This window comes from Sorangium sp. So ce836, from assembly GCF_028553905.1.
Lineage (GTDB): Bacteria > Myxococcota_A > Polyangia > Polyangiales > Polyangiaceae > Sorangium > Sorangium cellulosum_D.
Genome location: NZ_CP102233.1, coordinates 13,335,603 through 13,348,594, shown reverse-complemented (window position 1 = coordinate 13,348,594; position 12,992 = coordinate 13,335,603). Strand labels below are relative to the sequence as shown.

Below are 12,992 nucleotides of genomic sequence, written 5' to 3'. Positions count from 1 at the left end.
GGAGGAGCGATCGCCCATGACCGCCGCTCGCTGGCCGCTCGACGTCCTCCGCGCCGGACCGGTCGCCGCGGGCGCGAGGCTGTGGCGCAGCCGCGGCCAGCTCCACGTGACGCTCGTCGCGAAGGCCACCTTCGCGATGGTCGCCGGCGGCGAGGCGCGGCGGATCGAGCCCATGGAGGTGATCCGGAGCGAGGTCTACGTGCGCGGCCACCCGATGAGGCCGCTGCTCGCGGCGAGCGATCTCGCGCCCTGGCTGGAGCGCGCCGAGGTGGTGCTCACGGGGCACGCGTGGGCACCGGGCGGGGTGCCGGTCCGGCGGATGCCGGCGCGGCTCGCGATCGTGCGCGGGGCGGCGGCGCTGGTCGACAAGCGCCTCGAGGTCGTCGGCGATCGAGCGGCCTCCGCGGCATTACCGGATCCCGAGCCGGAGCCGTTCGTGAAGATGCCGATCGAGTACCAGCGCGCCTGGGGCGGCGCCGACGAGCCGGAGAACCCCTTCGGCGTCGGCGCGCTCGCGGACACGGGCGGCAAGATCTCGCTGCCCAACGTGCTGCCGCCGGGCGGGAGGCGCGCGCCGATCGGCCTCGGGCCGATCCCGGCGATCGCGCCGGCCCGGGCGCGCCTGCTCCGCGGGCTCGCGCGCAGCGAGCTGGAGGGGGTCGCGTCGATCCCGGACGATTTCGACTGGTCGTACTTCCAGTCCGCGCCGCTCGATCAGCGCTTCGACCGGGTGCTCGGCGGCGAGCAGATCGTGCTGGAGGGACTGAGCCCGCATCATCCCGCGCTGGCCACACGCCTGCCGGCGCTGCGGGCGCTCGCGACGATCTACCTGCCGAACGGCGCGCAGCGGTGGCTGTCGCTCTCGGGCGACACGCTGATCGTGCACGCCGACGCCGAGCGCTGCGCGGTGGTCTTCCGCGGGAGCTTCCAGGTGGCCTCGGAGGAGGCGCTCTCGGCGCTGCGCGTGGCGGTGGGCGTGGAGGTCGGGGGCGAGCCGGTGCCGTGGCCGGATGTCGCCGAGGTGCTCGCCAGGGCGCCGCTCGCGGAGGCGGCGCCGGAGACCGTGAAGCTGACGGACTGGAGCACGACGGTGACCCTCGACGACGAGGACGTCGTCGAGGCGCCGGAGAGCGCCGCGGCCGGGCGGGCGCATCCGCTGGCGGGCACGCACCCGCTGGCGGGCACGAACCCGCTCGCGGGCACGTTCGCGCTCGACGACACGCTGCCGCCGGCCGGGAGCGAGGCGCGGTCCCGCGAGGCGCGGGCCGCGCTGCCGCCCCCCGCGCGGATCCGAGGCGAGGGTCACGACGCGGTGCGCGCGCCGTTTCCGATCGCGCCTGCGGGGATGCGCGGCGAGCGGGAGAGCGGCGAGCCCCCGGGCGCGCCGTGGTTGGCGGGCCGCGCGGCGGCGATCCCCGTGCCCGCGTCGCCGCTGGAGGGCACGGTCGAGCTGCGCGAGCCGGACGCCGCGCCTGCGCTGGATGCCGCGCCCGCGCAGGATCTCGCGTCACCGCCCGCGCCCGCGCAGGACGCCGCGCCTGCGCCTGCGCCTGCGCCTGCGCCTGCGCCTGCGCCGAATGCCGCGCCCGCGCAGGATGTCGCGTCGCCGCCGGCGCCGGAGGCCGCGCCTGCGCAGGTCGCCGCGCCTGCGCCTGCGCTTACCGCCGCGCCGTCGCCCACACCCGAGCGCGGTGCCGAGGTCGAGCGTTCGCCCGAGCCGCGCGCGCCCGTCCCGGAACCGCCCGCGCCGAAGCAAGGGCGGCCCAGCCTCCTCGGCAGCCTGTACAAGCGCTTCCGCAAGGACTGAGCCGGAGAGAGGGGTGATGGCCGGAGCTCAACATCGAGACGGGAAGATAAAGCCATGATCTTCCCGCCTGCGTGCGCCCCGGCGGGGCAGCTCCGGCCAGCAACGCAACGAGGTTGGAGGGACCATCATGTCGGCGGGAGCCGTGGTTCGGGTGCTCCTGGTGATCGGCCGGGGCGCGCGCTCTACAATGCGGAAACACATCTTCGACTCGAGCTCGGATGCGGAGTTGGGCGATCGAGACGTCGACCGGCATCCTCATCGAGATGAGGGACTGCCCGCCGCGGAGCTGACGGCGCCTCCGCCCCCTGCGCGGCTGAGCGGCGCTCCCCGCACAGGAGACGGGCCCAGATCGGCGTTTTCGGCGCGCAGGCGCACGAAAGGGCGCTGAGCACCGAAAACGTCGAGGTGGGCCCGTCTCCTGTGCGGGGAGCGCCGCTCAGCGCTTGCGGCTGGCGCGGCTGCTCAGCCGGCTGATCGCGTCGCCGGCGGCCCAGGCGACGCGGGCGGCCGCGTTGAGGGAACGGACCACCGCCTCGGGCACCTGCGCGATCAGCCGCTCGAGATCGACGGGGCCGTCGATCGACGGCAAGAGCTGCTCCATCAGCTCGGCGAACAGGTCGTACTTGCGCGACAGGTCGTCGAGCCGCGCGCGCATCGCGTCGGCCTCCGGGCCCTCGGCGTCGCCGAGCAGCGCGAGCGCGCGCCGCGCGAGCGCGCGCTTGTCCTGCACCACGCGGCGCAGGCGGCCGAGGTAGGCGCCGACGATCACGTCGGGGTACTTGCCGCGCAGCGCGAACGAGTCGTGCCGCGCCCCCGACTCCCGCCGGCGCTCGATGATCCCGGCCGCCTCGAGGCCGCGCAGGTTCGCGAAGATGTTGCTCTTGGAGCGGCCGAGCTCCTGGCTGAGCTCATCCATCGAGCGCGGCACGTCCGCCAGGTAGAGGGCCGCGACGACCTGCCCCCCGAGCCGCGTGATGCCGGGGAACGAGGCGGCGATCTCGGCGCCGACCCCCTCGAGCAGCGCCTGCCGCGCGGCCGCGACCCGCTCGTCCGAGGCCCGCCCGTCGCCCCCCTCGCTCGCTGCGGGCGGCTGCGGCGGGTGCGCTGTCGACAACGTGGGCCTGCGGGCGGTCATGATGGGTGACTCACATAACGATCTTTCGGGAAAGCGCCAAGCGGCCAGCGCGCCCCGCGCCCCCGCCGCGCTCCTCCCTTCGCGCCCGGAACGCGCCCCCTGTACGCCCGGAGCGCGCTCGCAGCGCGCTCGCAGCGCGTCTCCGTACGCCGCTTTCCGGTGCCGCGCCGGAGCCCGCTCAGGAGTCGTCGGTGCAGAGGCCGGCGAAGCCGCCGCGCGGCTGCCCCTTGTAGATCTCGACCGGGCACCCGCCCCAGCGCGAGACCATCTCGCCCACGTCGATGGCCAGGCTGCTCGACCAGTCCCGCGCCCCGTCGAAGCGGGCCCGGATGATCCCGTTCGGATCGATGATCCACGTCTCCGGGTAGAGCTGCGTGCCGTACTGGTCCAGCACGACCTTGGACTCGGGGTCGAAGAGCACCGGGAACGGCGGATCCCCGTTCAGGGCCACCTTGAGCGCGTCCCGCACGTCGTCCGGCCCCTCGTCGGTCGAGATCGTGAGGACGACGAAGTCCTTCCGCGACTGGGCGATCCGGCCGAGCTCCGCGAGCGCCGGCATCTCCTGCAGGCACGGCGCGCAGGTCTTGGTCCAGAAGTTCAAGAAGACCGTCTTGCCCCGGAACGACGACAGCCGGACCGGCTTGCCGTTCATGTCCGGCAGCTCGAAGTCCGGCGCGAGCCGGTTGCGGCCGGCGTACGCGGGGCGCAGCGCGCACATGGCCTTGCAGCCGGTGCTGCGCTGGTCGTTCTGCGCCGCGTGCACGAAGCCGTACACGGCGACGGCCGCGACGAGGATGAAGAGGATCTGCGCGATGGTCGTCCACTTCACGGGAGTGGGCATAGCCTAGCGCGGCGCGGGGCGAAAGCGGGGCGAAGCGTCCCGGCGCCGCCGAAGATCACTCCTGTCGCTCCGGCCCGGCGAGCAGCCGCTCGAGCCGCCGCTCGTCGACGCGGTATTTCATGATCTTCCGCCCATCCAGCTCGACGACGGGGACCTCCCAGTCGTACAGCGCCCGCTTCTCCGGCCCGGCCTCGCGGTCCAGGTCGACCACGGCGAGCTCGAACGGGAGGCGGGCGCGCACGCGCTCGAGCGCCGCGTGGGCGTCCTCGCACAGGTGGCAGCGCTCGCGCGTGAACAGGGTCACCGTCTTCATCCGCTCCTCCGGGACGCGCGGCCCCTCCCTCACCCCGCCGCGAGCAGCGGCAGGCTCTTTTGACGCGGCGGCTCCGGGCGCTTGATCCTCTCGAACGCGCGCTCGTAATCGCGGAACGAGCCGCCCGCGTGCACCGCCTGCAGCACCGCGCGCCCCTCGGCCTCGCCGCCGGCGGCGAGCACCGCCTCGACCCACGCCCAGCGCGCGCTCGTGGCGCGCACGTCGGCGCGGCCGCGCAGCCCGCGGCGGAGCCGGTCGAGCCGCTTGTTCACGACGTCGATCCCCGCGAAGCGCGCGCCGTGGAGCGGCGTGTTGCGCTTCGGGCAGAAGGGCGCGATCCCGAGCGCGACCGGCACGATCCGGGAGAGCTCCGTGACGAACGCGACGCACTCGTCGACGTCGGCGTCGGTCTCGCCGGGGACGCCGACCATGAGGTACAGCTTGAGCCGGTTCATCCCGTGCTGCCGCGCGAGCTCGGCCGCCCGCTGGAGGTGCCTCGGCCGCGCGCGCCGCTCGAGCGTCTCCCGGACGCGCTCGCTCGTGCCGTCCATCGCCGTCGTGAGCGTCTTGTAGCCCGCGAGCCGCAGCGCGCCGACGAACTCGTCGGTGAGCCGGTCCGGCCGGAGGCTGCTCAGCCCGACCTCGCAGCCCCGCTCGGCGAGCGTCCGGACCACCTCGACGATCTTCGGGTGATCGCTGACCGCGGCGCCGACGAGGCCGACGCGCCTCGCGTCCTCGGGGACGAGCCCGAGGAGGCGGTCCTTCGGGACGATGCGCATGCCGCCGTTGGTCGAGCGGCGCATCACGCAGTAGGTGCACCCGCGCGAGCAGCCCCGCTCCGCCTCGATGAGGAACATGTTCGAGAGCTCGGTCTCCTCGGCGCGGATCGGTGACCAGGCGGGCAGCAGCGCGTCGTCGCACTGGGCGACCGGGGGCATCTCCGCGCCGTGGCGCGCGGGGACGAAGACGTGGGGGACGCCCGCCAGCGCGTCGAGCGCCGCCTCGCGCGAGGGGGCGTCCCGCAGCAGGCGGAGCACCTCCACGGCCAGCGTGTCGGCCTCGCCCATGAGGATCGCGTCGGCGAAGGGCGCGAGCGGCAGCGGGTTGGAGAACGTGAGCGGACCGCCCGCGAGGACGAACGGGTGGCGGCCGTCGCGCTCCTCCCGGAGCGCCGGCAGCCCGGCGAGCTCGAGCAGGCGGACGACCCCGGCGATCTCGAGCTCGTACGCCACCGAGAGCGCGATGACCGGAAAGTCGGAGAGGGGGCGGAGCCCCTCGTACGTGACCGGAGCGCCCTCGGCGCCCACGCCCTCGTCGTCCGGCAGGAAGGCGCGCTCGCACGCCATGCCGGGCTCGGCCTGGATCAGCTTGTAGATCTGGAGAAAGCCGAGCGAGCTCATGCCAGCCCGGTACGGGGACGGGTAAGACAGCGCGACGCGGAAGGGCGCCTGCTTGTCGATACGACCGATCTCGCTCGCGAGCCGGCGGCGGATCGTGGTCGTCATCGCGCTACGAGACATCGCCGGAGCGTCCCTCAGGGGGCGTCCAGGCGCAAGGACACGGGCGGCGAACGGCGCCGTCCGGAGCCCGGGGCCGGGCTCGGCGGCCGGCCCGGGCGGGACCAGAGGACGCGCTCGCCGTCGGTCTCCCAGACCAGGGCGCCGCCGCGGTCCATGCGCGAGATCGCCACGCCCCGGGCCGACAGGCGGGAGAGCACCTCGGGGCTCGGGTGCCCGAAGCGGTTGCGGACGCCACAGGACACGGCGGCGATCGAGGGGTCGACGGCCGCGAGGAGCGCCGCGCCGGTCGAGGTCCGGCTGCCGTGGTGCCCCACCTTGAGCAGATCGGCGCGGAGCGCGGCGCCGTGGCGCGAGACGAGCGCGTCCTCGGCCTCGTGCTCCGCGTCGCCCACGAGCAGCGCGGAGCGAGCCCCGTAGGTGATGCGCAGGACGAAGGAGTTGTCGTTGGCGCCCCGGTCGGGGTGGAGCTCGGGGCACGGCGCGAGCACCTCGATCGTCGCCCCCGAGAGCACCCGCGGCGTGCCGCACAGCGACGCGGGCCGCACGATGGGCACGCCGCGCCGGCGCAGGTCCGAGAGCAGCCTCGCGTAGACCGGGCCCGCGCCCTCGGCCTCGCCCTGGCCGGTGTCCCAGAGCTCGCCGACCTCCACGCCCTCGACCACGGCGGGCAGGCCGCCGAAGTGATCCGGGTGCGGGTGCGACAGGACGATCGCGTCGAGGCGCGCGCGGCGGCGCGATCGCAGGAGCGGCCGGATGACGCGCGCCCCCGGATCGACCGGGCTGCCCACGAAGCCGCCCGCGTCGACGAGCATCGCGCCGCCCTCGGGCAGGTCGATGAGGATGGCGTCGCCCTGCCCCACGTCGAGGACGTTGACGCGCAGCACGCCGCGCGGCGCGCCGGCGCGCACGGCGACGACCTCGAGCGCGAGCCACGCGGCGGCGCCGGCCGCGAGCGCGGCGAGCCGGCGGCCGCGGCGCTCCGCGGCCCACGCGAGCGCGATCGCGGCGGCGAGCGCGGCCAGCTGGGCGGGCGACGGCTCGGGCAGGCGCAGCACCACGCCGGTCTCCGCCGAGGCGCGGGCGACGGCGCGCACCGCGAGCAGCGCGCCCGACCCGACGAGCGCGCACCCGCGCTCGACCGGCGGCGCCCACGCGAGCACGGCGTGCGCGAGGCAGAACGGGAGCGCCGCCAGCTCGCCGATCGGCGCGGCGACCACGTTCGCCGCCACGCCGAGCAGCGGGAACGTCTCGCCGTTCATGAGCAGCAGCGGCGTACACCCGAACATGGCGGCGAGCGTCGTCGCCAGCGGCTCGAGGACCTTGCGCGCGAGCGCGCGCGGCGACGCGTCGAGCGGCGCGCGCTCCACGCAGCCGCCGCCGTCGCCGCCGCCCTCCCCTCGCCCGCCGGGGACGAGCAGCGCGGCGAGCGGCCGCTGCAGCCAGAGCAGCCCGGCGGTCGCGGCCGCGGAGAGGCCGAACGAGAGATCGCACGCGATCAGCGGATCGACGGCGGCGGCGCCCGCGAGCGACAGGGCGAAGTTGCGGACGCCCACCGGGCGGAGGCCCAGGAGCCGGGCGCCCATGGCGCAGCTGAGCATCGCCGCCGCGCGCATCGCCGATCCGCCGCCGCCGGCGAAGTCGGCGTACAGCCACGCGGCCGGCACGCACAGCGCCGCGGTGATGCGGCCCGCGTCCCACCGGGCAGCGATCGGGCCGACGCGGACGAGGAGCGCGCGCAGGACCGCGGCGAAGCCCGCCACCGCGAGGATCAGGTGCGTCCCCGAGACCGCGAGCAGGTGGGCGAGGCCGCTCTCGCGGAAGGCGTCCTGGTCCTCGGGCGTGAGGTCGGTCTCGCCGAGCACGAGCGCGCGCCCGAGCGGGGCCGCGTCGGGGTGGAACGTGGCCTCGATGCGCGCCCGCACCGCGGCCCGCGCGCGGTCGACCGCCGCCCCGATCGAGCGCCCCTCCAGCGTCCGCCGCGCGTCGACGATCGTCCCGCTCGCGACGATCCCGCTCCGCGCGATCGCGGCGGTCGCGTCCCGGAGCCCCTCGTTGCGGAACAGGTGGATCGGCGCGAGGTCGACGACGACCTCGATCCGGTCGCCCCGCGCGAGATCCAGCGGCGCTCCGTAGAGGCGCGCCCGGAGCGGTCCCGGCAGCGCTCGCCCGCCGCACGCCCCGCCGGTGAGCTCCACGTCGACGCGCGCGCTCGGCGCCTCGCCGGCCTCGTCGGAGCGCCGCTGCGCCGTCCCGACCACGACCGGCGAGCCGACGACCGCGGCCGTCACCTCGCAGCGCGCCGGCGGATGCAGCAGATCGGCGGCGCCGTCGTAGAGGCCGCTCGCTCCGTCGAGCAGCGCGCGGGCGCGGAGGCCGCTGACGGCGAGCGCGACCGCGGCGGCGGCGAGCGCCGCGCGGCCGGCCCGGCGGCGGAGCGCCGCCGCGGCGAGCGCCGCGCCGAGCGCGGTGGGGATCGGGGAGAGGGCGAGCGGGGCGCCCCCGGCGAGCGCGAGCCCGAAGAGCAGGACCGGATCGATCACGGCCGCACCGCCCCGCAACACCCGGGCCGCGCGCGTTTCCGCGGCTTTTCACGATGGATACGGCCACCAGGTCCCTGGCGCCGCCATGGCGGATCCGAGGGACGTCGGTACCCTGAGGACCCTGCAAGAGCTCCGGGACGGTCTCTCGATGTAGTGCATGCAACGAGTCGAGTCGTTCAACGCGCGTGGCGCGCGTGCATGACCGCACATTCCCCTCTAGAATCATCGGCTCGGCGCGTCGCCTCACGGCTCGCACCTACATTGCAGTACTTGGAGGCTAGCGATGTCGTTTTGGTCGCCCAGAGTCACCTTGATTCTTGCCTTGGGACTCGCTGCTACGGCGTGCAGCTCGGCCCTGGAGGAGCTCCCCGATGAGACCGGAGAGGCGCGAGATGCCATCCAGGACGGTTATCTGGACGACGGCGACAGGGCCGTCGTGGGCATCTACAACGATGAGATCGGCGCGATCTGCACCGGCAGCCTGATCGCCCCGAACGTGGTGCTGACGGCCCGGCACTGCGTATCGGACATGGCCAATGAGCTGGACGGCCAGATCACCTGCCGGAGCACGAGGTTCACGGACACGCACCTGGCGCGGCGGATCTTCGTGACGACCGACGCGGAGATCGGCAGGTCCTCGCGCTACTACAGCGGCAGCGAGATCGTGCTGCTCCCCGGCACCGGGGCGGACAGATTCTGCGGCAACGACCAGGCGATCCTGATCCTGGACGAGCTGATCCCGGAGAGCGAAGCCGTGCCGCTCGTCCCGCGCGTCGACGTGCCCCTGGAGAGGGGCGAGGAGTACTACGCCATCGGCTTCGGCGCGACGAACGACCTGAGCACCGGCGCGGGCCTGCGGCGGCGCCGCGACAACCTCTTCATCGACTGCGTGGCCGACGGCTGCCCGGCGTCCGTGGTGAAGCCGACCGAGTGGGTCGGGGACACGGGCATCTGCGAGGGGGACTCGGGCGGCCCCAGCCTCGACCTGATGCACCGCGTGATCGGCGTGACCTCGCGCGGGGCCGAGGGCTGCGAGTATCCGATTTACGGCTATGTGTACGGCTGGGCGGAATGGATTAAGGAGGCGACCCTGCATGCCGCCGACGTCGGAGGTTACACGGCGCCCCGCTGGGCGACCGGCTTCCCCACCGATCCGATCTACTCGGCGGAGATCGGGGGCGCCTGCGAGCAGCCGGAGCAGTGCTCGACGAACGCGTGCCTCGACGGCTACTGCACCCGCCCCTGCACCGAGATCGCGACGTGCCCGAGCGGCTACAGCTGCAACGACGATCTCGGCTTCTGCGCGAAGCTCCCGGAGCCGCCGCCCGAGGACGACGTCGAAGCGGACGGGGAGGACGAGGCGCCTGCCGGGTCGTGCAGCATCCAGCCACGGCCTGACCCGACGAAGCCGGTCCCCTGGCTGCTCGGCGCGGCCGGCCTGGGCGCCGTGGCGAGCCTGCGGCGGCGCCGCAGCCGGGATCGGCTTGGCTGAAGGGCGACGCTCATCGATGCCGCGCGCCGCGCTCCCGCACGGAGCCGCGCTCCCGCACGGAGCCGCGCTCCCGCGGCGGGCCGCGCTCGCGGCGCTCGCGGCGGTCGCGCTCGCGGCGTGCGGGCGCCGGGCCCCGGTGGCGCAGGGCGGAGCGCGCGTCGTCTCCCTCTCGCCCAGCACCACCGAGGCGGTCTGCGCGATCGGCGCCGGCGCGGCGCTCGTCGGCCGCTCCCGCCACTGCGACTACCCGCCCGAGGTGCTCCGCCTGCCCAGCGTCGGCGGCTACGCCGATCCGAGCATCGAGGCGATCATCGCGCTCTCGCCGACCCTCGTCGTCGGCGCCCGCGGCCCCGCGGGGCCGGCGCTGGAAGAGGCGCTCCGCGGGCACGGGATCGCGACGTGCTTCCCCGAGACCGAGTCGCTCGCCCAGATCGAGGAGATGCTCGCGGAGCTCGGCCGGCGGCTCGACGCGGCCCCCGGCGCCGAGCAGGCGATCGCCCGGATCCGCGCCCGCCGCCAGGAGGTCGAGCAGGCCGTGAAGGGGCGACCGCGCGTCCGGGTCGCCCTGCTGTTCGACACCTCGCCCATCTTCGCCGCGGGTCCCGGCAGCTTCGCCGATGAGCTCATCCGGCTCGCCGGCGGCGAGAACGCGATCGCCCGCGGCGGCGCCTATCCGTCGATCAGCGTCGAGCACCTGCTCGCGCTGGATCCCGACGTGCTCCTCGACGGCACGGCCGGCGCCGACGGCGCCGACGGCGCCGACCCGCCGCGCGCGCAAGGCGCCCCCAGGCTGGCGATGCTCCGGGACGCGCCCGGCTGGAGATCCCTGCGCGCCGTGCGCGAGGGGCGCGTGCGCCCGCTCCGCACCGACACCGTGCTGCGCCCGGGGCCGCGCATCGGCGACGGCCTCGCTGCGATCGCCCGGGCGCTCCACGGCGACGCGCTCTCGCTCTCCGACGCGGCGGCCGCCCCCGCCCCGGGCGGCGGCGGGGGCCTCGCTCCCCCTTCGCCGGCGGGGGCGCCGTGACCCGCGTCCGCGCCGACGCGCTGCTCGTCGCCCGCAAGCTCGCCGCCTCGCGCACCGAGGCGCAGGCGCTGATCATGGCCGGCAAGGTCACCTCCGGGCCGCGCCGCATCGACAAGCCGGGCACGCTGCTCCCGGAGGACGCCGAGGTCCACGTCGCGTCGGGCCCCCGGTTCGTCTCGCGCGGCGGCGACAAGCTCGAGCACGCGCTCGCCGCGTTCGCGGCGCAGCACGGCCTCGACGTCGCCGGGAAGACCTGCGTCGACGTGGGCGCCTCGACCGGCGGCTTCACCGACTGCCTGCTCCAGCGCGGCGCGGCGCGGGTGTTCGCGGTCGACGTCGGCTACGGCCAGCTCGCGAGCAAGCTCCGCGCCGATCCCCGCGTCGAGGTGCGCGATCGGGTCAACGCGCGCGAGCTCCGGCGCGAGGACTTCGACTGCCCCATCGATCTCGTGGTGGTCGACGCGTCCTTCATCAGCATCTCTCGGCTCATCGAGGCGATCGCCCGCCTGCTCCGCCCCTCCGGCGATCTCGTCGCGCTGATCAAGCCGCAGTTCGAGGCGGGCCGCGAGGCCGCCGCCCGCGGGCGCGGCGTCATCCGCGACGAGGCGACCCGCCTCGCGGCGATCGCCGAGGCGCGCCAGGCCATCGAGGCCGCGGGCTTTTCCGTGGTCGGGGAGGTCGACAGCGCGGTGCGCGGGCCGAAGGGGAACGTCGAGCACTTCGTCCACGCGCGCCGCGCCGGCTAGCCGCGCCGGCTGCGCTGCGCCGGCTGCCTGCAGCGGCCCCGCGGGGCGCGGCGCCCCGGCTGGTGTGCTGCGCGCTACGCGGCGCGCCGCGGCAGCCGGCCGCGTTAGCCCCGACGCCGCGCGGGCCGGCGGCGGGCTCGACCGGCGAAATCCATGGAGAATCGAACACTTAAGAGGGCCGGTGCCGAGCGCGTCGCGGCCAGAGATAGCTGACGTGCCGCGTAGACAATGGTAGACGCGATGAGTACACGCGCTCAGGGCCGCTGCGTGGGCGGCCATGGCCACCGGCGGGCGGACCCCCACGCGAGGCGGCCCGGCGACAGGGAGGACGACAGCATGCTCGGACGACGGGGTTTGGTGAGGATGATCGCCGGGGCGCTCGCGCTGAGCGCGATGGCGCTCGGGTGCGGCAAGAAGAGCGAGGGCTCGGGCGGCGACCCGGCCAAGCACGCCAAGGACGACCCCGAGTGGAAGGTCGGCGCCTACTTCAGCCTCTCGGGCGAAGAGACGGCGTTCGGCGTCGACTCGAAGGAGGGCGTCGACCTCGCCATCGACGAGATCAACAAAGCGGGCGGGGTCAAGGGCAAGCCGATCAACGTCCTCTACGAGGACAACAAGTCGAAGCCCGAGGAGGCGACCAACAAGGTCCTGCAGCTGATCGACCGGGATCACGTGCTCGCCCTCCTCGGCGAGGTCGCCTCGTCCCGGTCGCGCGCCGGCGGCATCGTCGCGAACAAGAAGAAGGTGCCGATGATCTCGCCGTCGTCCACGAACCCGGACGTGACGAAGGTCGGCCCCTTCGTGTTCCGCGCCTGCTTCACGGACGACGTGCAGGGCCAGATGGGCGCGAAGTTCATCGTGAACACGCTCGGCAAGAAGAAGGTCGGCCTCCTCTTCGCCTCCGACGATCTCTACTCCTCGGGCCTCGCCAACGAGTTCCGCGCCGAGATGAAGCGCCTCGGCGGGGAGATCGTCATGGAGAAGAGCTTCCTCAAGAAGGAGACCAACTTCACGACGTACATCAACGAGCTCAAGTCGGCGAGCCCGGAGATGATCTACGCGCCGATCTATTACACCTCGATGGCCCCGATCGCGCGGCAGGCGAAGGCCGCGGGCGTGCCGGGCAGCATGTTCGTCGGCACCGACGGGTGGGACGCGAACGAGCTCTTGCGCGACGCCGCGGAGGAGCTCGACGGCGCGTACTTCACGAACCACTACGCGCCGGACGTCCCCTGGCCCAACTCGCAGGCGTTCGTGAAGAAGTACCAGGAGCGGTACAAGCGCACGCCGTCGAGCATGGCCGCCCAGGCCTACGACGCGGCCAGGCTGCTCGCCGACGCGATGGGCCGCGCCAAGGAGATGACGCCGGACGACATCCGCCAGGCCATCCAGGACACCAAGGGGTTCCAGGGCGCGACGGGGGTCATCACCATCGATGAGAACCGCAACGCCGACAAGCCGGTCGTGATTGTCCGGATCAAGGACAAGCAGTTTACCTACTACGCGACGGTCAACGAGAAGGCCGCGAAGCAGTAGTGGTCGTGCCGCGCGCGCGGGCTCCGCCCCGCGCG

The 12,992-nt window shown here is 74.6% G+C and carries 10 protein-coding genes; 5 read left to right on the top strand and 5 right to left on the bottom strand.

Annotated elements, in window-relative coordinates; all coding sequences use genetic code 11:
- Positions 1-16 precede the first annotated feature (16 nt).
- The gene (locus NQZ70_RS48825) at positions 17-1,807 is read left to right on the top strand and encodes a DUF2169 domain-containing protein (RefSeq protein ID WP_129580344.1); all 1,791 of its coding nucleotides are present in this window, start codon (positions 17-19) and stop codon (positions 1,805-1,807) included.
- A 436-nt stretch (positions 1,808-2,243) separates the two neighbouring features.
- On the opposite strand, the gene NQZ70_RS48820 is transcribed toward NQZ70_RS48825, so the two are convergent.
- From NQZ70_RS48820 to NQZ70_RS48800, 5 genes are all read right to left on the bottom strand, one after another.
- Complete coding sequence (locus tag NQZ70_RS48820; RefSeq protein ID WP_129580343.1) at positions 2,244-2,942, bottom strand: GbsR/MarR family transcriptional regulator; 699 nt, start codon at positions 2,940-2,942, stop codon at positions 2,244-2,246.
- A 178-nt stretch (positions 2,943-3,120) separates the two neighbouring features.
- Positions 3,121-3,771 carry a TlpA disulfide reductase family protein gene (locus NQZ70_RS48815; RefSeq protein WP_236644295.1) on the bottom strand — a complete coding sequence of 217 codons (651 nt, stop codon included), beginning with the start codon at positions 3,769-3,771 and terminating at the stop codon, positions 3,121-3,123.
- A gap of 67 nt (positions 3,772-3,838) precedes the next feature.
- Complete coding sequence (locus NQZ70_RS48810) at positions 3,839-4,096, bottom strand: glutaredoxin family protein (protein WP_129580342.1); 258 nt, start codon at positions 4,094-4,096, stop codon at positions 3,839-3,841.
- A gap of 29 nt (positions 4,097-4,125) precedes the next feature.
- On the bottom strand, positions 4,126-5,616 hold the full coding sequence (locus NQZ70_RS48805) for a radical SAM protein (protein ID WP_129580341.1): 1,491 nt from the start codon (positions 5,614-5,616) through the stop codon (positions 4,126-4,128).
- 14 nt (positions 5,617-5,630) lie between these two features.
- Positions 5,631-8,156, bottom strand: coding sequence for a DNA internalization-related competence protein ComEC/Rec2 (locus NQZ70_RS48800; RefSeq protein ID WP_237244738.1), 2,526 nt, complete (start codon positions 8,154-8,156; stop codon positions 5,631-5,633).
- Positions 8,157-8,478: 322 nt separating this feature from the next.
- Here NQZ70_RS48800 and NQZ70_RS48795 point away from each other — a divergent pair, with 322 nt between their 5' ends.
- The 4 genes from NQZ70_RS48795 to NQZ70_RS48780 all read left to right on the top strand — a co-directional run bounded on the left by NQZ70_RS48795 (position 8,479) and on the right by NQZ70_RS48780 (position 12,957).
- A complete protein-coding gene (locus tag NQZ70_RS48795) occupies positions 8,479-9,648 on the top strand; it encodes a serine protease (RefSeq protein ID WP_237244737.1) in 1,170 nt (389 codons plus the stop codon).
- Between the two features lie 16 nt (positions 9,649-9,664).
- A complete protein-coding gene (locus tag NQZ70_RS48790; RefSeq protein WP_237244736.1) occupies positions 9,665-10,675 on the top strand; it encodes an ABC transporter substrate-binding protein in 1,011 nt (336 codons plus the stop codon).
- Positions 10,672-11,421, top strand: a complete 750-nt coding sequence (locus tag NQZ70_RS48785) for a TlyA family RNA methyltransferase (protein WP_129580338.1) — start codon at positions 10,672-10,674, stop codon at positions 11,419-11,421. The genes NQZ70_RS48790 and NQZ70_RS48785 overlap by 4 nt, the downstream gene beginning before the upstream one ends.
- A 336-nt stretch (positions 11,422-11,757) precedes the next feature.
- On the top strand, positions 11,758-12,957 hold the full coding sequence (locus tag NQZ70_RS48780; protein WP_165374546.1) for an ABC transporter substrate-binding protein: 1,200 nt from the start codon (positions 11,758-11,760) through the stop codon (positions 12,955-12,957).
- Positions 12,958-12,992 lie beyond the last annotated feature (35 nt).